This is a genomic window from Confluentibacter flavum (assembly GCF_002843175.1).
In the GTDB taxonomy this organism is placed as follows: Bacteria; Bacteroidota; Bacteroidia; order Flavobacteriales; family Flavobacteriaceae; genus Confluentibacter; species Confluentibacter flavum.
Genome location: NZ_PJEO01000056.1, coordinates 70,671 through 93,113, shown reverse-complemented (window position 1 = coordinate 93,113; position 22,443 = coordinate 70,671). Strand labels below are relative to the sequence as shown.

General features: G+C 34.1%; 26 protein-coding genes. 8 read left to right on the top strand and 18 right to left on the bottom strand.

Going from position 1 to position 22,443, the window contains the following annotated elements:
- Positions 1-91 precede the first annotated feature (91 nt).
- The 8 genes from CSW08_RS16735 to rsfS all read right to left on the bottom strand — a co-directional run bounded on the left by CSW08_RS16735 (position 92) and on the right by rsfS (position 7,078).
- Positions 92-1,582: a cellulose synthase family protein gene (locus CSW08_RS16735; RefSeq protein WP_106661070.1), complete on the bottom strand. Its 1,491-nt coding sequence runs from the start codon at positions 1,580-1,582 to the stop codon at positions 92-94.
- Positions 1,582-2,271: a glycosyltransferase family 2 protein gene (locus tag CSW08_RS16730; protein ID WP_106661069.1), complete on the bottom strand. Its 690-nt coding sequence runs from the start codon at positions 2,269-2,271 to the stop codon at positions 1,582-1,584. Before CSW08_RS16730 ends, CSW08_RS16735 begins: the two co-directional genes overlap by 1 nt.
- A gap of 21 nt (positions 2,272-2,292) precedes the next feature.
- Positions 2,293-2,559 carry an acyl-CoA-binding protein gene (locus tag CSW08_RS16725; RefSeq protein WP_106661068.1) on the bottom strand — a complete coding sequence of 89 codons (267 nt, stop codon included), beginning with the start codon at positions 2,557-2,559 and terminating at the stop codon, positions 2,293-2,295.
- The gene (locus CSW08_RS16720; RefSeq protein WP_106661067.1) at positions 2,556-3,206 is read right to left on the bottom strand and encodes a phosphatidylserine decarboxylase family protein; all 651 of its coding nucleotides are present in this window, start codon (positions 3,204-3,206) and stop codon (positions 2,556-2,558) included. Before CSW08_RS16720 ends, CSW08_RS16725 begins: the two co-directional genes overlap by 4 nt.
- Entirely contained in the window at positions 3,196-4,014 is an 819-nt protein-coding gene (locus tag CSW08_RS16715; RefSeq protein WP_106661066.1) for a phosphatidate cytidylyltransferase, read from the bottom strand. Before CSW08_RS16715 ends, CSW08_RS16720 begins: the two co-directional genes overlap by 11 nt.
- A gap of 18 nt (positions 4,015-4,032) precedes the next feature.
- Positions 4,033-4,644, bottom strand: a complete 612-nt coding sequence (locus CSW08_RS16710) for an LUD domain-containing protein (RefSeq protein ID WP_106661065.1) — start codon at positions 4,642-4,644, stop codon at positions 4,033-4,035.
- A 116-nt stretch (positions 4,645-4,760) separates the two neighbouring features.
- Entirely contained in the window at positions 4,761-6,701 is a 1,941-nt protein-coding gene (gene ftsH, locus CSW08_RS16705) for an ATP-dependent zinc metalloprotease FtsH (RefSeq protein WP_106661064.1), read from the bottom strand.
- 5 nt (positions 6,702-6,706) lie between these two features.
- On the bottom strand, positions 6,707-7,078 hold the full coding sequence (gene rsfS / locus CSW08_RS16700; protein ID WP_106661063.1) for a ribosome silencing factor: 372 nt from the start codon (positions 7,076-7,078) through the stop codon (positions 6,707-6,709).
- Between the two features lie 93 nt (positions 7,079-7,171).
- On the opposite strand from rsfS, the gene CSW08_RS16695 reads away from it, so the two are divergent.
- The gene (locus CSW08_RS16695; RefSeq protein ID WP_106661062.1) at positions 7,172-7,903 is read left to right on the top strand and encodes a biotin--[acetyl-CoA-carboxylase] ligase; all 732 of its coding nucleotides are present in this window, start codon (positions 7,172-7,174) and stop codon (positions 7,901-7,903) included.
- Here the strand turns inward: CSW08_RS16695 and CSW08_RS16690 are convergent.
- Positions 7,900-8,295, bottom strand: coding sequence for an orotate phosphoribosyltransferase (locus CSW08_RS16690; protein WP_106661061.1), 396 nt, complete (start codon positions 8,293-8,295; stop codon positions 7,900-7,902). The two genes, CSW08_RS16695 and CSW08_RS16690, sit on opposite strands and share 4 nt — an antisense overlap.
- An 85-nt stretch (positions 8,296-8,380) precedes the next feature.
- Positions 8,381-9,022, bottom strand: a complete 642-nt coding sequence (pyrE, locus tag CSW08_RS16685; RefSeq protein WP_106661228.1) for an orotate phosphoribosyltransferase — start codon at positions 9,020-9,022, stop codon at positions 8,381-8,383.
- A 129-nt stretch (positions 9,023-9,151) separates the two neighbouring features.
- Between pyrE and CSW08_RS16680 the strand changes: the two genes are divergently transcribed.
- Positions 9,152-9,733: an NUDIX hydrolase gene (locus CSW08_RS16680; RefSeq protein ID WP_106661227.1), complete on the top strand. Its 582-nt coding sequence runs from the start codon at positions 9,152-9,154 to the stop codon at positions 9,731-9,733.
- Between the two features lie 190 nt (positions 9,734-9,923).
- Positions 9,924-10,310, top strand: coding sequence for a hypothetical protein (locus tag CSW08_RS16675; RefSeq protein WP_106661060.1), 387 nt, complete (start codon positions 9,924-9,926; stop codon positions 10,308-10,310).
- 156 nt (positions 10,311-10,466) lie between these two features.
- Here CSW08_RS16675 and coaD read toward each other — a convergent pair whose 3' ends face one another.
- Both coaD and CSW08_RS16665 read right to left on the bottom strand, forming a co-directional pair.
- Complete coding sequence (coaD, locus tag CSW08_RS16670; RefSeq protein ID WP_106661059.1) at positions 10,467-10,922, bottom strand: pantetheine-phosphate adenylyltransferase; 456 nt, start codon at positions 10,920-10,922, stop codon at positions 10,467-10,469.
- Positions 10,923-11,042: 120 nt separating this feature from the next.
- Positions 11,043-12,017: a D-alanine--D-alanine ligase gene (locus CSW08_RS16665; RefSeq protein WP_106661058.1), complete on the bottom strand. Its 975-nt coding sequence runs from the start codon at positions 12,015-12,017 to the stop codon at positions 11,043-11,045.
- A gap of 318 nt (positions 12,018-12,335) precedes the next feature.
- Here CSW08_RS16665 and CSW08_RS16660 point away from each other — a divergent pair, with 318 nt between their 5' ends.
- A complete protein-coding gene (locus tag CSW08_RS16660) occupies positions 12,336-12,944 on the top strand; it encodes a PASTA domain-containing protein (protein ID WP_106661057.1) in 609 nt (202 codons plus the stop codon).
- Between the two features lie 68 nt (positions 12,945-13,012).
- The gene (locus CSW08_RS16655) at positions 13,013-14,056 is read left to right on the top strand and encodes an RluA family pseudouridine synthase (RefSeq protein WP_106661056.1); all 1,044 of its coding nucleotides are present in this window, start codon (positions 13,013-13,015) and stop codon (positions 14,054-14,056) included.
- A gap of 143 nt (positions 14,057-14,199) precedes the next feature.
- Here CSW08_RS16655 and CSW08_RS16650 read toward each other — a convergent pair whose 3' ends face one another.
- From CSW08_RS16650 to CSW08_RS16635, 4 genes are all read right to left on the bottom strand, one after another.
- The gene (locus tag CSW08_RS16650) at positions 14,200-15,267 is read right to left on the bottom strand and encodes a serine hydrolase domain-containing protein (protein ID WP_157831527.1); all 1,068 of its coding nucleotides are present in this window, start codon (positions 15,265-15,267) and stop codon (positions 14,200-14,202) included.
- A gap of 157 nt (positions 15,268-15,424) precedes the next feature.
- Positions 15,425-16,357 (bottom strand): RraA family protein, encoded by a 933-nt coding sequence (locus tag CSW08_RS16645; protein WP_106661054.1) that lies wholly within the window; start codon positions 16,355-16,357, stop codon positions 15,425-15,427.
- A gap of 30 nt (positions 16,358-16,387) precedes the next feature.
- Positions 16,388-17,887 carry a mandelate racemase/muconate lactonizing enzyme family protein gene (locus CSW08_RS16640; protein WP_106661053.1) on the bottom strand — a complete coding sequence of 500 codons (1,500 nt, stop codon included), beginning with the start codon at positions 17,885-17,887 and terminating at the stop codon, positions 16,388-16,390.
- A 285-nt stretch (positions 17,888-18,172) separates the two neighbouring features.
- Positions 18,173-18,664 (bottom strand): hypothetical protein, encoded by a 492-nt coding sequence (locus CSW08_RS16635; RefSeq protein WP_106661052.1) that lies wholly within the window; start codon positions 18,662-18,664, stop codon positions 18,173-18,175.
- A 305-nt stretch (positions 18,665-18,969) separates the two neighbouring features.
- On the opposite strand from CSW08_RS16635, the gene yaaA reads away from it, so the two are divergent.
- Together yaaA and CSW08_RS16625 are read left to right on the top strand one after the other, a co-directional pair.
- Positions 18,970-19,728 (top strand): peroxide stress protein YaaA, encoded by a 759-nt coding sequence (yaaA, locus tag CSW08_RS16630; RefSeq protein WP_106661051.1) that lies wholly within the window; start codon positions 18,970-18,972, stop codon positions 19,726-19,728.
- 36 nt (positions 19,729-19,764) lie between these two features.
- Positions 19,765-20,487 (top strand): hypothetical protein, encoded by a 723-nt coding sequence (locus CSW08_RS16625; RefSeq protein ID WP_106661050.1) that lies wholly within the window; start codon positions 19,765-19,767, stop codon positions 20,485-20,487.
- Position 20,488: 1 nt separating this feature from the next.
- Here CSW08_RS16625 and CSW08_RS16620 read toward each other — a convergent pair whose 3' ends face one another.
- Complete coding sequence (locus tag CSW08_RS16620; protein WP_106661049.1) at positions 20,489-20,623, bottom strand: 30S ribosomal protein THX; 135 nt, start codon at positions 20,621-20,623, stop codon at positions 20,489-20,491.
- A 61-nt stretch (positions 20,624-20,684) separates the two neighbouring features.
- Between CSW08_RS16620 and CSW08_RS16615 the strand changes: the two genes are divergently transcribed.
- Positions 20,685-21,374: a uracil-DNA glycosylase family protein gene (locus CSW08_RS16615; protein WP_106661048.1), complete on the top strand. Its 690-nt coding sequence runs from the start codon at positions 20,685-20,687 to the stop codon at positions 21,372-21,374.
- Positions 21,375-21,440: 66 nt separating this feature from the next.
- Here the strand turns inward: CSW08_RS16615 and CSW08_RS16610 are convergent, their stop codons facing one another.
- Entirely contained in the window at positions 21,441-22,424 is a 984-nt protein-coding gene (locus CSW08_RS16610; RefSeq protein WP_106661047.1) for an NAD-dependent epimerase/dehydratase family protein, read from the bottom strand.
- Positions 22,425-22,443: the final 19 nt, after the last annotated feature.

Sequence of the window (22,443 nt, the reverse complement as noted above, 5' to 3'; positions counted from 1 at the left end):
AATGGCTAAGAGAATATGGTTTATTAAAAACCACCATTGAAATTAGAAAAAAAGCATTGATAGTTAAAAACTATCAATGCTTTTTTTAATATTAAACTTTAGATGTTATCGATTGGATAAATACATACCCAAACCCTAAGAATAGCATTAAGTGAAAAGGAAACAATCCAAAATCGCCTCCTTGATTGCCTACAATAAAGGCACTATACATACCAAAGGCAAAATATAACATTAATAGGCCTTCAAAAACAACATGAAGAGATATTGTTTTTTTAAGGTATTTATTAGTTTTCCAACTATCTTTAATAGTACTGATATTAAACTTAGGCGTGCGAACAAATTCACTTTTTTTGCCAAAATGACCTTCTAAAACAGCTATTGAGTTATGAAGCGAAAACCCCATGGCGATTGTGAAAAACACAAAAAACATACCAATATAACTAATGAAATTTTTAATGCCTGCACCATACATTCTTTTGTACATAATCCAGTAGCAAATAAAAAATATAACCGTACTTAATACAAAAAAGCTCATGACATAAAAATATGGTTTTAAATGCTCGTACTGATTTTTAATATAAAGCATGGGGATGCTTAATACAGCAACTATTAAAATATTTAAAAACATGGTGCTATTTAACAAATGTAGCAGGCCATGTACCTTCGTTTTAAATGGAATATTTTTGCTTTTTATAACACGCCAAAACATTTTTTTAAAGTTTTCAGCCCCTCCCTTGTTCCATCTAAATTGCTGAGATCTGGCAGCGCTAATCACTACGGGTAGTTCGGCTGGTGTTTCAACATCTTCTAGATATTTAAATTTCCAATTTTTCAATTGCGCTCTATAGCTTAAATCTAAATCTTCCGTTAGTGTATCACCTTCCCAATTTCCAGCATCAATAATGCAAGTTTTTCTCCAAACACCAGCAGTTCCATTAAAATTAATAAAATGGCCTTTACTGTTTCTGCCAACTTGTTCTAGCGTAAAATGTGCGTCCAATGCAAAAGCTTGAATTTTAGTAAGAATGGAATAATTTCTGTTAATATGCGACCATCGTGTTTGAACAACACCAATGGTTTTATCTTTAAAATAAGGAATGGTACGTTTTAACCAATTTTCCTTTGGAAGAAAGTCGGCATCAAAAATCGCAATATATTCACCTTTTGCAATTTTAAGTCCTTCTTTTAATGCACCAGCTTTAAAACCACTTCTGTCGGTTCTGGTAATATGCTTAATATCTAATCCGTTTACACTTAAAGCTTCAATGTGTTTTCGAGTTGTTTCTACAGTTTCATCGGTGGAATCATCCAACACTTGAATCTCTAATTTATCGTGGGGATAATCAATTTTAGAAATGTTATCCAATAACCTTTCCATGACATACATTTCATTGTAAACAGGTAGTTGGATGGTTATGAATGGAATTTCATCTGGATTGGAAAAGTCAAAAGACTCACAATCCGTCTTTTTCCTTTTTGATGTTAAGTAGTTGAATAATAAATTTAATTGTGCTATCGCATACATGAAAATAAGTAAAAGCGATATGGTGTAAATAACAATAATTATGGTTTCGACAATCATTATTTAAAACTGTATTTAAAAATCCAACTTAGTATTTTTATGCCTGCAAATATACTACCTTTTATGGTTCCTGAAACTTTTGAGACACCAATTCTATGTCTATATTTTACAGGAATTTCTGTATACCTTAATTTTTGTTTTAAAGCTTTTAATTGCATTTCTACGGTCCAACCATAGGTTTTGTCTTGCATATTAAGTCCTATTAAGGCATTGTATTTAATGGCTCTAAAAGGGCCAAGATCTGTGAATTTCGACCCAAACATATATTTCATTAAAAAAGTAGCTAACCAGTTTCCGAAAATTTGCTGTGTAGCCAAAGAACCTTCTTCCCTTAATTCCTTAACTCGTGCACCTATAACAAAATCTATATTATTATTTAAAATGGGTTCAATAATTTTGATTAATTCTTCGGGATAATCACTGTAATCACCATCAATAAATACAACGATATCAGGTTTTTCTTGTTGATTTGCAAGATAATCAATTCCTTTTAAACAAGCATAACCATAGCCTTTTCTGGTTTCAGTTAAAACAGTTGCTCCTGCTTTTTCTGCATGGTTTGCGGTATCATCAGTCGAGTTGTTATTTACAACAATAATGTCTTTAACTATGGAAGGAATGTCACGAATAACTTTTGCGATGGAACCTGCTTCGTTATAAGCTGGAATGATGACTGATATTTTGGTCATTTATGGTTGCTTTTTTAATAATTACTTTCTATAGAGAAAATAATTATTTACCAAGTCTATATAGCTCTGTTTAGCTTCATCTTCACTAATGTCTTTAGCCTGGAATAACGCATTTATTTTAAACGCATTTATAATTGGTTTTTTGCTTTTAGGTTGACTAAAATTATTAGTGGCTTTTTTATAATAAGCATAAAGCTTAAGCAAGGTGTCTGCTGGAAATGGCTCTGTGTGTGCATTTACCCTTTCAACAGCTTCGTTAAACAATATATCTAAATCTTTATTACTCATAATTCGGCAATAACACTTTCGCCTCCGCGAACTTTTTGATTTAATGTTACTTTTATATTCGTATTTAATGGTAGGAACAGATCGACTCTAGATCCAAATTTAATAAAACCTGAGTCTGAACCTTGTGTTACAACATCATCTATTTTGCAATAGTTTACTATACGTTTAGCCAAAGCACCTGCTATTTGCCTGTATAATATTTTACCATAGGTGTTGTTCTCAACAACAACCGTGGTACGTTCATTTTCTTCGCTGGCTTTAGGATGCCATGCTACTAAATATCTTCCGGGATGGTATTTACTAAAAATTACAGTACCGCTTATGGGGTGCCTCGTTACATGGACATTTATGGGTGACATAAATACACTAACTTGTAATCGTTTATCTTTAAAAAATTCATTTTCAAATACTTCTTCAATAACGACCACTTTACCATCTACAGGAGAAACAACTTGATTATCATTTGAGGAAGTTTTTCGTTTGGGGTTTCTAAAGAATTGAAGTATTAGTATTAAAAAACCCATTAAAACAATCATAATGGTAATTTGAAGCCAATGGATTTTAATAAATTTATCTATTAGTAAAATTGATATAATAACAAAAGCGAATGTTGCTAAAATGATTTTATATCCTTCTTTATGAAACATACAGTATAATTCTTAAAAATAAATATATAAATGGCGCAGCAAAAATAATGCTATCTAAACGATCCAGCAATCCGCCGTGGCCTGGCATAATAGCACCACTATCTTTAACTTTTGCTTGTCGTTTAAATTTAGATTCTATTAAATCTCCCAAGGTTCCAAAAACACTGATAATGATACTTAAAACAAGCCAGCTTGTAAAGCTTAAAGTTTCCGTAAAGGTAGCAATAAAATAACTTGCAACACATGAAAAAAATAGGCCTCCCAAGAATCCTTCAACTGTTTTTTTGGGTGAAATTTTTTCAAAAAGTTTTTGCTTTCCAAATTTTTTGCCAATTAAAAAGGCAAAAGTATCGTTAGTCCAAACTAAAATAAACGCCCCTAAGAGTATACATGGATTGTATTCTTTATGGAAATGTGCTATTAAAATTAAAAACACAAAAGCACTAGATAAATAGAAAGTGGTTAAAATAAACCGTTTTGAACTAAAAAGCGGAATGGTTTTTTCTGAAAACAAATCTTTTATTAAAAACAGGTTCACAAAAATACTTAAGACCATTAAAATTTGGGTAGACTCATCTAATCCTCTAGAATTTGAAGATAATTGCCAATAACCAAAAATGGCATAAAGAATTATAAAAATGATATAAGGAACACGGCTTTTGAGTTGAATTAGCTTATTAAATTCAACCAAACAAATAATGCCAAAAACGAATAATAAAATAATTAATGCAAGTTGAAACTTTAAAGATATCAATAAAAGTAAAATGTAAAGCAAACCAAAAAAGGAACGTAATATTATTTCTTTCATTTATATTGTGTTTGCTTATTATAGATCTTCTAAAAGCAACAAGTATAGGTTTTTAGAACTACTACCATAACTCAAAAAATCTTTTTCATCAGTGCTCGATTTGAAATGCTTTATGGTTGTTATGTTTGTAGGAATTCTTTGTTTATTTTTAGATTTTATGCCTCTCAAGCCTTCACCTATATTTTCGGTAATTTGGCTGGTAGTTGCATACACTATAAAATTTAGGGGCAATTCAGGAAGTTTTTTTTCAAATATTTGATTGGAACTGATTAGTAAGGAGCCATCGTTTGCAATTAAATTTTCGCAAGTTGTTAGGAAAATAGAGGCTTCACTTATGGAGTTTGTAGATTCTACATTTGTATCCTTAAATTTGTCTTTTAAATTTTTATCAAGAATAAGGACTTTTTTATCTTCCCATTTATTCTCTTCAATAATATTGTATAAGTTTTCAAAAACTTCATCTACATTATCACAATACAAAAACTTACCTCCATTTGCTTTAAAGTTTATGGTAAACTTTTCATCAATGGGGAGTTTTATTTCGGGCATATACTTGCCCCTTTGATTGGCTTTTAACTCGCTTTCTGTTTGATCAGATTTTGAACCAAAAATTTTTTTAAAAAGACTCATTCAGATTATTGCTATTAACTCAATTATATTGGGCTTCATCAAATATAAAAAATCTTAAATTAACCATACGATTAATTTAAGATTTTTACTAAAACGTTAACAAATATTTAAAAAAATCACTTTGCTGGACCTTCTCTGTCTTCAACTACAAAAGGGCGGCTTCCAAATATTTTCTCAAGATTATCTTTAAAAATAACTTCTTTTACAAGAAGAACTTCTGCTAATTCTGTGAGTTTATCTTTGTTGTCTTCAAGTAATTTTATAGCACGTCTATATTGATTTTCAATAATATCGGAAATCTCTTTATCAATTAATTCGGCGGTCTTTTCGCTATATGGTTTAGTAAAGCCATATTCATTTTGTCCAGAAGAATCATAATAGGTTAAATTCCCAACTTTATCGCTTAAGCCATAAATAGTCACCATGGCTCTGGCTTGTTTTGTAACTTTTTCCAAATCACTTAAAGCACCTGTTGATATTTTATCAAACATCACTTTTTCGGCAGCTCGTCCGCCAAGGGCAGCACACATTTCATCCAACATTTGTTCTGGATGAACAATTAAGCGTTCTTCAGGTAAATACCAAGCCGCTCCTAAAGAACGTCCGCGAGGTACGATGGTTACTTTTACCAATGGCGCAGCATGTTCAAGCATCCAACTAACTGTGGCGTGACCAGCTTCATGATAGGCAACAGCTCTTTTTTCGCTTGGGGTAATGATTTTATTTTTCTTTTCTAAACCACCAATAATTCTATCAACAGCATCTAGGAAATCTTGTTTATCTACAAATTTTTTGCCATTTCTAGCAGCAATTAAAGCAGCCTCGTTACAAACATTGGCAATATCGGCTCCAGAGAACCCTGGGGTTTGTCTTGATAAGAAATCTAGGTCTAAATCCTTTTCTTTTTTAAGAGGTCTTAAATGAACCTCAAAAATTTCTTTACGTTCTCTAATGTCTGGTAAATCAACAAAAATTTGTCTGTCAAAACGACCTGCCCTCATTAAAGCTTTGTCTAAAATATCAGCTCTATTGGTTGCGGCGATAACAATAACGTTGGTGTTAGTTCCAAAACCGTCCATTTCAGTTAATAGCTGATTCAGCGTGTTTTCACGTTCATCATTACTACCAGACATGGCATTTTTTCCTCTGGCACGACCAATGGCATCGATTTCATCAATAAAAATAATAGATGGCGATTTTTCTTTGGCTTGTTTAAATAAATCTCGAACCCTAGAAGCTCCTACACCTACAAACATTTCCACGAAGTCTGACCCCGATAATGAGAAAAACGGCACTTTCGCTTCACCTGCTACGGCTCTTGCCAATAAGGTTTTTCCTGTTCCAGGAGGACCAACAAGTAAGGCGCCTTTTGGAATTTTTCCACCAAGAGTGGTATATTTTTCTGGAAATTTAAGAAAGTCTACAATTTCTTGAACTTCTTCTTTAGCACCTTCAAGTCCTGCAACATCCTTAAAAGTAGTTTTTACTTCTGTATTTTGGTCAAAAAGTTTCGCTTTAGATTTTCCAATGTTAAAAATCTGTCCGCCAGCACCACCTCCAGCACCGCCTGACATACGACGCATGATAAAAATCCATACCCCAATTAAAAGTATAAATGGCAATAAGCCTAAAAGGAAATCGGTTAAATGATTTTCTTCGGTAATGTATACAGGTTCTAGATTAAGGTTGCTATCCTCAATGACTTTATTTAATTTATTTTGAAAAATCTCAAGTTCTCCAAATTCAAACTTATAGTTAGGCAACCTAGTCGCTGTAGGCAGTAGTGTATTTGGTTTGGATTTTTTATGGATTTCCTGTGCTTCAGCTTCTTTGGTAAGATAAACTTTGGCTATTCTTTGATTTACGATCTCAACTTTATCAACATCCCCATTTTCAACAAATTTAAAAAATTCTGTTGGGTTAGTGATGCCACCATCTTCATAACCACTGCTATTAAAAATTTGAAAGCCAATAAAAATGGCCAATGCAATACCATAGATCCAGTATGGATTGAATTTAGGTTTGTTTTCTTTTATGTTTTTCTTTTCGTTTGCCATGTATTCTAGTAACTAGTTTGTATTACTGTTGATTTTGCGTCCCCCCAAAGCCCTTCAATATCATAATATTCCCGGATGTGTTTTTGAAAAACATGCACAGCAATATTAACATAATCTAATAAAACCCATTCAGCATTATCTGCACCTTCAACATGCCATGGGTGGTCTTTAAGTTCTTTGCTTACTTTTTTTTGAATGGAATTTACTATAGCGTTTACTTGCGTATTTGAAGTGCCTTCGCAAATTATAAAATAGTCACAAACCGTATTTTCAATATCTCTTAAGTCTAAAATATTTATTTCCTTGCCCTTAACGTCTTCAATACCACTTATTATTGCAGATATTAATTGGTCTGCGCTTACATTTTTTTTCGCCATTAATTATATTTAATTTGTGCAAAGTTATTATTTTTTTAGTTCTTTATACTCTAAAATAATCATAAGATTTTATCTCAATAAAATAACTTCTGAATGCGTATAATCAAACTTAATGCCATCGATTCTACAAACAGCTATATGCGAAGGCTAAGTAGCGAAGAAAATTTGGACGATTATACCATTGTTACGGCTAAACACCAAACACAGGGGAGAGGACAAATGGGTACTGTTTGGAGTTCGGAAAATTCAAAAAACCTAATGTTTAGTGTGTTTAAAGATACTTCTAAGTTTCATGTGGAATACCCTTTTTTAATAAGTATGGTCACGTCTTTAGCCATATTAAAAACATTGCAAAGTTTTTCGATTACTAAGTTAACTATTAAATGGCCTAACGACATTTTGTCAGAAGACAAAAAAATTTGCGGTATCTTAATAGAAAATGTCATAAAACAAAATAGTTTAAGCAATACCATCATTGGTATCGGATTGAATGTGAATCAAACGGAATTCGATCATTTGCCTAAAGCATCCTCATTAAAATTGATAACAGGAAACGTGTTTGATTTAGAAGAAGTTCTAGTTGAAACCATAAAAAATTTAAGACATTATTTTAAGATTTTAAAGCGGGCAGATTACAACACTTTGAAAACGGATTATGAAGCGTATCTCTTTAGAAAAGATAAACCCTCCACTTTTAAAGATAGCGAAGGATTAATATTCTCAGGATATATAAAAAGCGTGACTTTATTTGGAAATCTTCAGGTGCTTCTTGAAGATGATGTTATAGAGGAATTCGATTTAAAAGACGTTACGCTTATGTATTAAATGGCTTTTGGAATGCTTGTGGCAAGTGTTTCAATAAATTTCCCAATTGGCCCTTTTATCATCATGGCCATCATGGGGTTAAAGTCGCCATTAAAATGCAATTGAACATCACTAGAAGTTTCAGAAATAGTATCAATATTAGCTATTAGTGAAAAATCCAATTTACCACCAGCGGCACCAAGAACAATTTTATTAGGAGGAATAACGTCTTTCTTCTTAAGGATGATTTCTGGCATTCCTTTTAAGGCAAACAAAAAAGTATCATCGCTTAAAACTTCAAATTTGCTGATGCTTTCGGGCATTAATGATTCAAAATTCTTAATGTTGGATAAAAAGTTAAAAACATCTTCTGATGATTTTTCGATACTAACTTTAGGCGATTCTAAATTCATTTCTGTTAGGTGTTTGCTTTTAAGTTGTTAAGTTGATTGATGGTGTTTTCGACTAAACATCAAACAACTTAACAACATACTTTTATTATATGTCCCATTCACTCGGGTTGGCATTCCATTCTGATAAGGTTTTTAATTCTTTTTCAGAAATATAATTGGTTGCCAAGGCCTGTTCAAGCAAACTTTTATAATTGCTTAATGTGTAAAGGGTTACGTTTTTCTTTTTGAAGTTTTCAGTAGCTACATCAAATCCGTAAGTAAAAATAGCCACCATGCCTTTTACATTAATTTTAGCTTCTTTTAAAGCCATAACGGCATTTAAACTACTTGTTCCGGTACTGATTAAATCTTCAACAACCACAACATTTTGCCCTTTTTCAATAAACCCTTCAATCTGGTTTTTTCTTCCATGCCCTTTGGCTTCTGGTCTTACATAAATAAAAGGCAATCCCATATATTCTGCAACCAGCATACCTATACCAATCGCGCCCGTAGCAACACCGGCAATAACATCAGGCTTACCATATTGTTTTTCAATTTGATGGCTCATCGTTTCACGAATATAGTTTCTTATGGTAGGAAACGATAATATGATTCGGTTATCGCAATATATTGGAGATTTCCATCCTGAAGCCCAAGTAAAAGGCTTTTTTGGGCTAAGTTTTATGGCATTGATCTGCAATAATACCTCAGCTGTTTTTCGGGCTGTTTCTTTGTTAAAAATCATAGGCTCAAAAATACACATAAATTTAATTTCAGCTAGAAGTAAGTTATGAACAAAATAATTTTTTAAGTTTCGTTGATTTGAAATGAAAAATGATATTTTTACAAAAGTTGAATTTGTTAAATGCAAAACATGTATAAAGTTTTTGTTAATGATAAACCCATTATTTTAACCACTATTGAGGAACCTGAAACGTATTTTAAAAATTTTAACCTCAAACTCGTTAAGTTGAATAGGATTATAAGAGAGCTTATGGCAACAGACTTACAAGAAGTACGGTTTATTCATAAGAACGAGGATAAATTGCTAAAAAAATTCTTAAAAAAACTGCCAAATGTTATTGCTGGCGGAGGCAAGGTTTATAATGATAATGGTGATGTTTTGTTTATTTATAGAAATGATAAATGGGATTTGCCAAAAGGTAAGATTGAAGGTGTTGAAAGTATCGAGGAAACAGCCATACGTGAGGTGATGGAAGAAACCGGTGTTGCCGGACTGGAAATTATAAAGCCCTTAGAAACGACCTATCACATTTTTAAACGAAACGGACGTTACAAAATAAAAATAACCTACTGGTTTGAGATGAAAACAAGTTTTTCAGGCGATTTGTATGCTCAAGAGTTTGAAGGAATCACCAAAGTAGCATGGTTAAACCCAGAACAAATAAAAGAAGCGCTTAAAAATTCTTACGCCAATATTAAGTTATTGATATGATCCTTAATGTTTTAACTTAAATTCTGAAGATAACTCAAAAAATGTAGTCTAATGGCGTGTTTTAATTAAAAAAAACTATTATTTTGTAGTCAGTAAATTGTCTATTTATTGAACTAATTGCTCTGTAGTTGTATTTAATTAAAACTACTTACGATTTTTTTTGTAAATCTCTCCAACATAAATTATTTATATGAAGAGTTATAGACTGTCATTTGCTACCATTTCAATACTTGAAAAAAACTTAGCTGAAGTTATTATTGATGAAGGCATCGTTATGGATGAAATTATGATAGATGAATATCATGATTTTTTGCTCAGTAATTTATCAGCTCCCTTTTCTCTAATAATCAATAAAAAGAACTGCTATTCATATACATTTGAGGCTCAAAAAACGATTTGCAATTTAAAGGAAATTCATCTTATAGCTGTAGTGGTTACTACGAATGGCGCCTTAATGTCAACCCAAACATTGATAAAAATAAATGAAAATAATAATTGGAACATTGAATTGTTTAAAGAAAGGGATTTAGCGCTAGAATGGATATATAGTTTTAATAGCTACTCTCGTATTGTTTAGACTAAAGACTAAAGACAATAGACAATAGACAATAGACAAAAGACAATAGACAAAAGACGATAGATAAAAGACCAAAGATGATAGACTATAGATAGAAAATGCATCAACTAACAACCAATACCCAGAACCCAATACCCAGAACCTAACACCCAAAGATCACTTCACCCGAACACTCTCAGGAACAAGCACCGTATAATCACCATTATTTTTAATTACATCCCTCACAATACTTGAGCTTATGTAAGATGTGCTCGCAGCAGTTAATAGAAAGACTGTTTCAATCTTAGAAAGTTTTCTGTTGGTATGTGCTATGGCTTTTTCAAATTCAAAATCGGCAGGATTTCTAAGGCCGCGTAAAATAAAAGGCACTTTAATTTCTTTACAGAATTGGACGGTTAAACCTTCGTAGGTCATCACTTTTACCCTTGGCTCATTTTTAAAAGCTTCTTCAATAAATGCCTTACGCTCTTCTAGAGAGAACATGTATTTTTTTTCAGAATTAATTCCGATGGCTACAATAACTTCATCAAACAATTCTACACCACGTTTAATAATATCGTAGTGTCCTAATGTAATGGGGTCAAAGGACCCTGGAAATATGGCTCGTTTCATTCTCCCCTCTTAATCTCCCCAAAGGGGAGAAATTATTTATGTAAATATACAATTCTATTTTAAGTTTGTTTGATTTCAATAGTAGTTTCCCTCCTTTGGAGGGACTAAGGGAGGCACTAATTATTTCAAAGCCTCCTCAATCGCGTTATCAAACAAGTCGGCTAAACTAATACCAGCTGCTTGAGCTTGTTGTGGCAAAATACTTTCTTTGGTCAATCCAGGAATGGTGTTGACTTCCAACAAATGTGGTTCACCATTTTTAAAAATATATTCACTTCTAGAGAAACCTTTCATCCTTAAAGCTTCATACACTTGTTTGGCTACTTTATTAATTTTGTCTTCCTCCTCTTTGGATAATCTGGCTGGGGTTATTTCTTTTGATTTTCCTTGGTACTTAGCTTCATAATCAAAAAAATCATTCTCACTAACAATCTCGGTAATTGGCAACACTTTAGTCTCACCTTTATAAGTTATCACACCCACAGAGACTTCTTTGCCATTCAAAAAAGATTCAATAATAATCTCGTCGTCTTCCTTAAAGGATACAGCAATAGCTTGTTGCAACTCTTCTTTTTTATACACTTTACTCACGCCAAAACTACTACCTGCTTTATTGGCTTTTACAAAACAAGGCAATCCAACTTTCTTGATAATGGCATCTTCATCAATAACATCGCCGAGATTTATATAATAAGATTCAGCCGTTTTTATGCCATAAGGTTTTAAAACACTTAAGCAATCGCGTTTATTAAAAGTAATAGACGCTTGGTACATATCGCAAGCTGTTTGTGGAATATTCAGCATTTTAAAATACCCTTGCATATGGCCATCTTCTCCAGGGGAGCCGTGTATGGCATTAAATACACAATCGAATGTTATTTTTTGTCCGTTTACGAAAACCGAAAAATCATTTTTATCAACAGGGAATTCAGCATCATTGGCATCAACATATACCCATTTCTCTTTAAAAATATGAATACGATAGGCATTAAATTTTGAGGTGTCCAGAGTTTCATAAACCACGTTTCCGCTTATCAAAGAGATTTTATATTCGCTGGAGTACCCTCCCATAATGATGGCAATATTTTTTTTCATAGTAGATAGTTATTGTTTTTTATCGGTCATATGCAATTGCTTCACCTGTTCGCTATCGCTCGGGTCACATATCTTCATTGGTTGTTGCATAGCGTTTTCGTTACGCTCATTTCATATCAGTTTTTAAATAAATAATGAGGTTTAACCGTTTTGTAAAAATATCATTTATTTTTTCTAAAAGGAATGAAGAAATATGAAATAATTGCATGAAATAGAAACCTTTTTATTTTTGATAAACGTATATACAAAACCGAAAATTGAACGAATCGGATTTTTGAATCATATAATTTGTTTAGTTTTGTTAAATATTTTCAAGTCATGAGCATTATTAAATTTCTGTCCAGTAAAACATTTTTAAAACAATTAGCAATCGCTGTTGTTGCTATTATTGTACTTACTTTTATTTTAATGAAGTGGTTAAATATTTCCACCAACCATGGTAAATTCGAAACCGTACCAAATCTTGCTGGTAAATCTATAAGTGTTGCAGAAATGGAACTGAATAACAATAATTTAGTTATGCAAATTCAAGATTCCGCAAATTACAATCCAGATTATCCCAAGTTTTCGGTGATAGAACAAGATCCTGCTGCAGGAACCAAAGTAAAGGAAAATAGAAAAATATACATCACGCTTAATCCGTCGGGTTACAGAAAAATGCTGGTGCCAAATTTAACCGAGAAAACATTAAGACAAGCATTGCCATCGCTCGAAGCTTTAGGGTTTCAATTAGGAAATCGAACTTATGTTGATAATATTGGTAAAGATGTCGTGTTAAAAATGCTTCATAATGGTAAGGAAATCCATGCCGATACCAAACTTCCAAAAATGGCTAAAATAGACTTGGTGCTTGGTAATGGTAACAGACCTGGCATGTCTAGCGAACAAGATAGTTTAGCTCCAATTGATTCTGAGGACCTTAATTAATCTTCCAACATAAACTAAATTAATTAAAGTAATAAAATGCCACTGGTTAATCCCAGTTAATATACTAAATGGAAGACTATACACCAGAATTTATTGAGGAAGAAAGTGATCTTTACGAACATTACGCATTTACGGTTGATAAGGGACAGAGTCCACTTCGAATCGATAAATATTTAATGAACCGTATTGAAAATGCGACCCGAAATAAAATTCAAAACGGTGCCAAAAACGGCAGTATTTTCGTTAATGATGTTCCCGTAAAATCCAATTACAAAGTTAAACCTTATGACTCCATTCGGGTATTGTTTACGCATCCACCACATGAACATTTATTGGTAGGCGAAAATATACCAATTGATGTGGTTTATGAAGATGATGAACTTTTGGTAGTGAATAAACCAGCGGGTATGGTAGTGCATCCTGGGCATGGCAATTATTCGGGAACCTTAATAAATGCCTTGATTTATAGATTTGATAATTTACCAAATAATTCTAGCGACCGTCCCGGTTTGGTTCATAGAATTGATAAAGATACCAGCGGACTTTTGGTGATTGCCAAGACCGAACAGGCCATGGCACATTTGGCATTACAGTTTGCCGAAAAAACCAGCGAGCGCGAGTATGTTGCTTTGGTTTGGGGAAATATGGAAGAGGAGGAAGGCACCGTTGAAGGTCATATTGGTAGACATCCCAAAAACAGATTGCAAAACACGGTTTATTTAGGTGATGAAGCCGATAAAGGCAAACCCGCTGTCACCCATTATAAAGTGTTGGAACGTTTAGGTTATGTCACTTTGGTGTCGTGCAAGTTGGAAACTGGGCGTACACACCAAATACGTGTACATATGAAACACATAGGACATACCTTGTTTAATGACGAACGTTATGGTGGTGACCTCATTTTAAAAGGCACCACATTTACAAAATACAAGCAGTTTGTAGATAACTGTTTTAAAATCTTGCCACGGCAAGCGCTACATGCCAAAACCTTAGGATTTGTGCATCCCAAAACCGGGGAGTTTATGCGCTTTAATTCTGATATTCCTGAAGATATGCTACAATGTATTGAAAAATGGCGAACCTATTCTAAGTATCAGGAGTTAGAGGAGTAGGGTTACTTTGCATGATTTTCTGTCATTGACTTCGTTGAATCTTCGATTTCCTGCGAATCCCGATAACTAACGGGAAGGAATGCAATGATTTTCGTAAGGACGCTTAAACTAGCAATTTAATTATACATATTACTTGAAGCCTATTATTCATTTATAAAATATTTATCCAGTTTATCTAAGAATCTTTCATCTGACAATCCCGTCCGATTAAAGAAAATAATACTTCCCTTATTTATTTCGGTATAAATTCTGATTTCACAATAATAACCACCACCGCCACCTGCGTGTGCAAAGTACTTATTGCCATTTAGTTCTCCCGAAAACCAACTCAAACACAATCCAGTGTTTTCTCCTTTATTATTTTTATTTTCCTGAAACAGTAGAGCTTTATTTTCTTCGGAAATCAAAACACTTTTTTCTTTCAACAATTCTTGGATGTATTTGACAAATGAAGTGGGACTGCCAATCAACCCTCCATAGGGAGATCCATTTACGTAATAGTTATTAAACGAACGCCACTTTCCTTCTGTTTTTCCCATAAACTTGGACTTGTCAATAAAGAACCCTAGCAAGAGATTGGAAAAAGACATTTTTTTGTGATATCCTTTAGCATGTACTTCACCGTTGTTAGCAACAAAAGCTAAATCATAGGGATTGATAGGTAATCTTCGGATTATATTTTCCGTGATATAGTCTTCATATGTATTCCCAGTTACTTTTTCAATAAGTAGTCCCAAAACCATATAGCCTAAATTTGAGTATTTAAATTTTTCGTTGGGTTTTGATTTTACTTTGTCGTTTTTATCAAAAACTGGTTGAAAGAACGAGTCTCTATCAAAGGTTTTATGTTCAATTTCCAAATGTATCCATGCAAGGGGAATTGGGTTCGGTATACCTGCTGTATGAGTTAATAAGTTTTTGACTGTTATGTTTGCTCCATAAGGAAATTCGGATAAATATTGATTTACAGGCTTATTAATGTCTATCTTTCCTCTATCGGATAATTGCAATATCGCCAAAGCAGTAAATGTTTTGGTTATTGAAAAGGCATTGTAGGTAGTATTCTTATCGACTTTTTTTTGTCCATAAATGTCGGCAAAACCCATTTGAACCGATTTCAGAATGGTGTCTTGAGTGAAAAAGCAGTATTGAACAGAAGGGGTCTTGTTGTTCTTTATTTCTTTAATTAACGTATTGTCAATTTCATTCATAGTCATTCCTGTTGTCTGAGAATTGCAAGAACTTATTAAAATTGTCGTTATTATGAGCAATGCTCCTTTCAGAGCTTGCAGGTAATGTTTTGATATGAACTTTTTTTAATAGTTTAAATCAGTAGCAAAACGTAACAACAGAACATTACTCACAAAACTAAAAATCCTTAACCTTCAAATAATCATTCAATTCCTGACGTGTCATGGGTAATTTGTTATCAGGATATTTTTGTAACCAGTCTTTAAAATCGTCTTTTATCTCGTTAGTCCATCTAGTATCAATTTGCCCTGCCAGATATTTTTTTTCACGCAAGCGTTGAAAACCAAATTCGTCTTGTAATGCCACAAATTCTGAGGAAATAACCAATTCATCTACCAAATGGGCAGGGATAAAAATAGTGCCATGGCGGTTTGCCAAAACGACATCGCCCGGCAACACCGTAGTTCTACCAATACGGATGGGCATATTAATAGAGGTCAGCATTTCTTGTTGTAGGTACGATGGGTCTTCGCCACGGTACCAGCCATTAAAACCTTCAATGTCCAATAAACCACCTAAATCGCGAATGCCACCATCAAAAATAACCCCGTTTTTGGAATTGGCATAAATGGCATTTCCAAGGTTAGAACCTATTAACGTGCCATCTACAATACGTCCGTATCCATCTGCGACATACACATCGCCCGGTTTTAATATTTCTATTGGCCACGAGTTGCTGCCGCCAATGGTATCGCGTTTTTCCAAACCACCTTGTTTTTTTATGACTTGCTGATAGTCGGGACGCAATGGCATGTATTGGGTGGTAAGCACGCGCCCTGTCATGACATCGTTTGGATGGATTATTTGCCAATTGCCTTCATGTTGGTTGTTAAACCCTTTATTTCTTAAATATCCCCAAGCTTCTTCAATGCGGATTTTCTTTAACCGCTGTAAAAGCGCATCAGACACTTTGGGTCTGCCATCATCTAAACGCTCACCTGTCCATTTAGATGTGAGCATTTTAATATATTCTGGAGTAGCAGCGACTTCTTGGGCCTGAATGGTATAAAACGTAAACAAGCTCAAGGTTGCTAAAATTATTTTTTTCATGTGTAATTAATTATTTAATTGGGTTGGTTATTAGCTGTAAGTTCTATCGTGTGAGCGTCTTTCGTTCCATTCATCTGTAGATTTGAAATAACTATTATCCCTAGGGTGTAAATGCTCTTTCAATACATCTTCATTTAATTCGATACCCAAACCAGGCGCAGTAAGTGGCACTCTGGCGTATCCGTTCTCAATCATTTTTCCGCCATCAGTCATTTTAACCAAACTTTCCCACCAAGGGATGTCCACTGAATGGTGCTCCTGTGCCAAGAAGTTCTGTGTAGAAGCCGCACAATGCACACTCGCCATAAACGATACGGGCGTACCGGCTTGGTGCAATGCCATGGCAATACCAAATTCCTCAGCATAATCACCAATACGCTTCGTTTCTAATAAGCCACCAGAAGACGCTAGGTCTGGATGGACAATATCCACAGCACGTTCATGGATTAAGGGTTTAAAGTCTTTTAATAAATAAATGTCCTCACCAGTGGTGGTAGGCGTTTCAATAGCAGTGGTAATGGTTTTCCATTGTTCCGTGTATTGCCATGGCACCATATCTTCAAACCAAGCCAAACGGTATTTATCCAATGCTTTGGCTAAACGAATCCCATTATTTAAGTCGAAATGCCCATAGTGGTCTGTAGAAATAGGCACTTCATACCCAACCATGTTACGGACATTCTCCACAATACTAGCCAATTCTTCCAACCCTTTTTCGGTAATCTGTATTTGAGTAAAAGGATGCATGGTGTTGGCATACGACATCATATTTTCTTGATCGCCCCACTGTGCTAAATTGCCCCTTGAATCTTCCCAAAATTTTCCATTCACTACGGTTCCTGGTTTCCCTTTTAGTTCGGTAACGGACACGTCCATTTTTAACCACGTATAGCCTTGGTCTTTCATTCGGAACTCAATCAGCTTTTTTTGTTCTTCAGGCGAACTTGCTTCAGGCGTATCGGCATACAATCTGATTTTATCGCGATAACGGCCGCCTAACAATTGCCAAGCAGGTACATTATAAGCCTTTCCGCATAAATCCCACAACGCCATTTCAACAGCACAAACGCCTCCCGCTTGTCGTGCAGGACCACCAAATTGTTTGATGGTCTTAAATATTTTTTCAACGTTGCATGGGTTTTCACCAAGAATACGGCTTTTTAAAAATAGAGCATAGCGCACATCGGCAGCATCCCTAACTTCACCCAAGCCATAAATACCTTGATTGGTGTCTATTCTAATGATGGCCGTACCTCCCATAACGTTGGTTAGGGCATAGCGCATATCGGTTATTTTTAAATCGGAAGGCGCAGAAAAACGATTGACTTTAGAGGTGGTTTGCGCCATGGTGTCTTCCATGGATAGACCTACAAGGCTTGTTAATGCCATGCCGCCCAAGGCTGTTTTTTTCAGAAAGGTTCTTCTATCATCACCCGTTTTCGGATTATCAATTTCTGCCTGTCTGGATGTTGTATAGTTTTTTTCTTCTTCTTTATTTTTTGCGATGAGTTCCTTTAAAACATTTTTCATAAATGGTGGTTTTAGTTTAGTTGATATTTGATAATAAAAATGAATTTGTGTATTTCAAATCTTTATAAAGACATAAGCATAAGAAAACCAAAACACTTGAAGTCTTCTTTTTTTTAAAAGTTCGTTATAAAATATGTGTTATATTGATCAGAATATGTTTTATTTTATCAAAAATAGATTTTTTTTCAAATGAAACAACCGATTGCGTAATTTTTTTATTAATAGTCGCTTATTAATAAACCATTTTATAATTTTTCCGAATTATAAGAACGGTGCCTTTTTGAATTATTGGAATTTAGTAATAAACCAATCCAATACTTTAGTGGAAACTTCTACATCTTGTTCACCTGTTGCTCCCGAAAACGTGGCTAATAAATAACCGGAATCAATTTTTTTAATGACACCACCAATATATCCAAACTCACCCATTTTTGGTTCTCTGATATTACTGCCACTGTTGATGAGTGTTTCTGCCATTTCAGCGGCTTTAGAATGTGCCACAGCTATAAAGTTTTGTTTTTGAGTGCCAGTGGTTTTTACGACAATCATTTTAGATATCCAAGATTTGGTTTCATTCCCAGGTATATAGCAAACGATGCCCACGCCTTTTATGTCCATGTTTAAAGCTTCTTTTGTCATGACTTCTAAGGCGTCGTCGGCATATTCAATAAATGTTTTTTCTGATTTTTTCTGGTCTTCTATCATATTTTGTGCATGGGTGTTAAGGGTGGATATTGATACAACGGTAAGTACTAATAAATTGCGTAATGTTCTCATTTTATTGATATTGGTTTTAGTTGTAAAACGAAGTTAACTATTTTTTATCACAAAATTTAGTATTTAAATAATCAATACAATTTATGCTTCCATTACAAATAATTGTTGGTTTGCATTTTAAAAGTGATTTACTAATTGTAAATTTGAAATGATTTAATTTAAACACATAATATGCCTTCAATAATGGCGTCCGACCCCTAAACAATATAATTATCTGATGAAATGCAGTTTATCTTAAGATTCCAAACAAATGGATTTTTTTAAAAGGCATTGCATCAGACCTCTTAAAACAATAAAAATTACTGATGAAATTAGTATTATCCCCAGCAAAGTCTCTGGATTTTGAAAGTAAGTTGCCAAATAGTTGTTTTACTGAAGCTCGGTTTTTAAAGGATTCAGAGCGTATCAATAAGCTTCTTAAAAAGAAATCTGCTAAAAGTTTATCGAAGCTTATGAGTATTTCTGATGCTTTGGGACGCTTAAATTATGAACGCAATCAACAATGGCAATTACCTTTTACAACGGATAATGCCAGACCAGCTATTTATGCGTTTAGTGGTGATGTGTATCGCGGACTCGATGCTTACACTATTCCCGAAGAAAAATACGAGACTTTAAATAACACAGTGCGTATTATTTCTGGTTTGTACGGCTTGTTAAAACCAACGGATTTAATACAACCTTACCGTTTGGAAATGGGCACTAGTTTTCCTGTTGGGAAAAACAAAAACCTATATGAGTTTTGGAGCAATACCATTACAAAAGCCCTTAATGATGAATTGGAAAAAGACGAATTGTTTTTAAACCTGGCCAGTAACGAATATTTTAAAGCCATAAACACTAAATTGTTAAAAGTACCAGTGGTGACTTGTAGCTTTAAGGATTTTAAAAATGGTGAATACAAAATGATCATGACATTTGCCAAATTAGCCAGAGGTTATATGACGCGTTACATTATCGACACCAATGCTAAAACCTTAGATGATATTAAAGGTTTTAATTATGAGGGTTATAATTTTAGCGAACCTATGTCAACCGAAACCGAATTAGTATTCATTAGGTAATACTTATTTTGTATCATTGTAAAAAAAGGTTTTTAAATGTATTATTACCTCATCATTGCCCTACAAGCGTATTGTATTTATCATCTGTTCAAGAATAGAAATCCGTACTATTGGGTGTTTGTTATTTTATTCCTGCCGCTCATTGGCTGTGTTATTTATTTAATAACCCAGGTTTATAATAAACGAGATGCCAATAAAATTCAAGAGAATATTGTCTCAATTATCAATCCAGCCAAAAAAATAAAAGACTTAGAAAAGAAACTTCAGTTTTCTGAAACCTACCAAAACCGAGTTAATTTAGCGGACGCCTATTTAGAAAATAAAGATTATAAGAATGCGATTCCACATTATTTGGATGCATTAAACGATAATCTTCAAAACGATTTATATGCTAGTAAGCAACTTATAGAATGCTATTTTTATGTAGAAGATTTTAATGAGGTGATTTTGTATGCGGAAAAGATAAAAGACAGTTCTGAATTTCTAAAATCAAAATCACAATTTTTTTATGGATTGGCATTGGAAAAATTAGGACAACTCGATGAAGCTGAAACGAATTTAAAGCAAATTGATATTCGCTATTCATTTTACGATGAGCGTTTTATTCTAGCAAAGTTCTTATTGAATAGGAATAAAACGGAAGAAGCCAAAACCATTTTAGACGACATTTATATGGAGTCCCAAAATATGACCAAGCAAAACCAACGGATTTACAGAACCACCATTGTTGAGGTTGAAAAGCTAAAAAATAGTCTCTAACTTATTTAACAGTGGCTTTGTTGTCGATATCAATTTTGCTTTCAACAGAGCGTTTTTTCTTGATTCTAGGTCTTCTGGTTCCAAAAGTGCCTCTGTGTATTTTTCCGCGTTTGGTTTTTTTATCGCCTTTTCCCATAGTTTTGTTGTGTTTTATAATCTTAATGATACGAAAATTAACTTAAAAATCCTAGTAAAACGTGTTTAAGCACATCCATCCATATAAACCATTCATACACGAAACCACTACAAAATTGATTGTTGGCACACTACCGCCGCCAAGGTTTTCAATAGGGGATTTATTGGAAAAGGATGTCGATTTTTGCTATGGTAGTTATTACAATTCCCTTTGGATGTTTATAGACAACATCCATAATCTGAATTTAAGATATGACAATTCTGAAGAAGCTGTTGAACAACGAAAACAGTTTTTAATACAGCACAATATTGGTATTTGCGATATGGTTGAAAGCTGCGAACGCGAAAAAATAGATGCTTCGGATTTGGGAATGAAAAACATACAACTTCGGAACCTAGTGGGCTATTTACAGCAATTTCCAAACATAGATACCTTATTATTCACGGGCGGAAATAGTAAAAACGGTCCCGAATATTTCTTTAGAAAGCATATTAAAGATTACGGCATGACATTGGAATTGGTATCGAATGATGTTCCCCGAATTCACCTATTCAAACTACCTGTCATGGAGAGCGAAGCGAAGCAATCTGCTGGTTATGAAAGAACCATAAAAACGGTATCCTTAACTTCTGCATCGGGTTCTGCCAATCGCGCCATTGGGAGTATGCCATTATACCAACAACTTAAAAACAGCAATCCTTCTTTTACAACGACCGATTTTAGAGTAGTGCAGTATCGTGAGTTTTTGTAGGCATGTTTGAATGTCAGTTCGAGTGATTTTCGATAGAAAATTGTATCGAGAACTAATACATACGATTTACAACCACTTATAATCCTGTAGAATCCGTTCGGTTAAATCATTAAAGTCCTTGTCATATTTTTGGCGCGATGCATCGGCCTCATACCATGAAACAATCTCTTTAACGCCTTCGCTGAAAGGAATCGTCGCATTGAAATCCGGCACAGTGTTTTTAATTTTAGTATTGTCAAAAATCATACTATGAGCCTTGTCGCCCAACAAGCCATCACCAATATCTTTATTATAAGTAGCTATTATTTTTGATGGGACATGAACTAATTTTGGTTCCACATTGAGGGCTTTTGCAAACAACTTATAAATTTGGTTCCAAGGAATCCACTCGTCGTTTGTAATGTGATATGCTTCATTAATCGAGTTCGGTTTTCCTAAAAGTCCAACAAGTCCAACCGCAAAATCTTTATGATGTGTCAGTGTCCAAATAGAAGTACCATCGCCATGAACAATCACTGGCAGCCCTTGTTTCATTCTGTGCAACGTCGTGTAGCCACCCGTTATGGGAATGCTGGTTTTATCGTAGGTGTGCGACGGACGAACAATGGTATAAGGAAATCCGTTCTTTTTGTAGGCGTCCCGCAAAAGGTTTTCACAAGCAATTTTATTTCTGGAATACTCCCAAAACGGATTATCTAAGATGGTGTCTTCAGTTACTGGAAGTTTTTCTGGTGGAGTTTGGTAAATGGACGCCGAACTGATAAAAATAAATTGATTTGTTTTACCTGAAAATAAGCCAATATCATTTTGTATGTGTTCGGGTTCAAAAGCGATCCAATCTACCACCGCATCAAAATGGTGATTTTCAATGGCTTTTTTGGTTTGCTCCACGTTCCTAATATCAGCAATGATGGTTTTTACACCTTCAATAGGTCTTATTTCAGACGTTTTGCCTCTGTTTAAGTGATATAAGTCAATGCATCTTGAAATGGCTAATTCTGAACAGGCTGAACTGATGTTGCCGGTGCCACCAATAAATAATACTTTCATCTGTATATATTATTTTAAA

Coding starts and splice junctions, on each gene's coding strand:
- CSW08_RS16735 (WP_106661070.1), bottom strand. CDS start 1,582: ATGATTGTCGAAACCATAATTATTGTTATTTACACCATATCGCTTTTA.
- CSW08_RS16730 (WP_106661069.1), bottom strand. CDS start 2,271: ATGACCAAAATATCAGTCATCATTCCAGCTTATAACGAAGCAGGTTCC.
- CSW08_RS16725 (WP_106661068.1), bottom strand. CDS start 2,559: ATGAGTAATAAAGATTTAGATATATTGTTTAACGAAGCTGTTGAAAGG.
- CSW08_RS16720 (WP_106661067.1), bottom strand. CDS start 3,206: ATGTTTCATAAAGAAGGATATAAAATCATTTTAGCAACATTCGCTTTT.
- CSW08_RS16715 (WP_106661066.1), bottom strand. CDS start 4,014: ATGAAAGAAATAATATTACGTTCCTTTTTTGGTTTGCTTTACATTTTA.
- CSW08_RS16710 (WP_106661065.1), bottom strand. CDS start 4,644: ATGAGTCTTTTTAAAAAAATTTTTGGTTCAAAATCTGATCAAACAGAA.
- ftsH (WP_106661064.1), bottom strand. CDS start 6,701: ATGGCAAACGAAAAGAAAAACATAAAAGAAAACAAACCTAAATTCAAT.
- rsfS (WP_106661063.1), bottom strand. CDS start 7,078: ATGGCGAAAAAAAATGTAAGCGCAGACCAATTAATATCTGCAATAATA.
- CSW08_RS16695 (WP_106661062.1), top strand. CDS start 7,172: ATGCGTATAATCAAACTTAATGCCATCGATTCTACAAACAGCTATATG.
- CSW08_RS16690 (WP_106661061.1), bottom strand. CDS start 8,295: ATGAATTTAGAATCGCCTAAAGTTAGTATCGAAAAATCATCAGAAGAT.
- pyrE (WP_106661228.1), bottom strand. CDS start 9,022: ATGATTTTTAACAAAGAAACAGCCCGAAAAACAGCTGAGGTATTATTG.
- CSW08_RS16680 (WP_106661227.1), top strand. CDS start 9,152: ATGTATAAAGTTTTTGTTAATGATAAACCCATTATTTTAACCACTATT.
- CSW08_RS16675 (WP_106661060.1), top strand. CDS start 9,924: ATGAAGAGTTATAGACTGTCATTTGCTACCATTTCAATACTTGAAAAA.
- coaD (WP_106661059.1), bottom strand. CDS start 10,922: ATGAAACGAGCCATATTTCCAGGGTCCTTTGACCCCATTACATTAGGA.
- CSW08_RS16665 (WP_106661058.1), bottom strand. CDS start 12,017: ATGAAAAAAAATATTGCCATCATTATGGGAGGGTACTCCAGCGAATAT.
- CSW08_RS16660 (WP_106661057.1), top strand. CDS start 12,336: ATGAGCATTATTAAATTTCTGTCCAGTAAAACATTTTTAAAACAATTA.
- CSW08_RS16655 (WP_106661056.1), top strand. CDS start 13,013: ATGGAAGACTATACACCAGAATTTATTGAGGAAGAAAGTGATCTTTAC.
- CSW08_RS16650 (WP_157831527.1), bottom strand. CDS start 15,267: ATGAATGAAATTGACAATACGTTAATTAAAGAAATAAAGAACAACAAG.
- CSW08_RS16645 (WP_106661054.1), bottom strand. CDS start 16,357: ATGAAAAAAATAATTTTAGCAACCTTGAGCTTGTTTACGTTTTATACC.
- CSW08_RS16640 (WP_106661053.1), bottom strand. CDS start 17,887: ATGAAAAATGTTTTAAAGGAACTCATCGCAAAAAATAAAGAAGAAGAA.
- CSW08_RS16635 (WP_106661052.1), bottom strand. CDS start 18,664: ATGAGAACATTACGCAATTTATTAGTACTTACCGTTGTATCAATATCC.
- yaaA (WP_106661051.1), top strand. CDS start 18,970: ATGAAATTAGTATTATCCCCAGCAAAGTCTCTGGATTTTGAAAGTAAG.
- CSW08_RS16625 (WP_106661050.1), top strand. CDS start 19,765: ATGTATTATTACCTCATCATTGCCCTACAAGCGTATTGTATTTATCAT.
- CSW08_RS16620 (WP_106661049.1), bottom strand. CDS start 20,623: ATGGGAAAAGGCGATAAAAAAACCAAACGCGGAAAAATACACAGAGGC.
- CSW08_RS16610 (WP_106661047.1), bottom strand. CDS start 22,424: ATGAAAGTATTATTTATTGGTGGCACCGGCAACATCAGTTCAGCCTGT.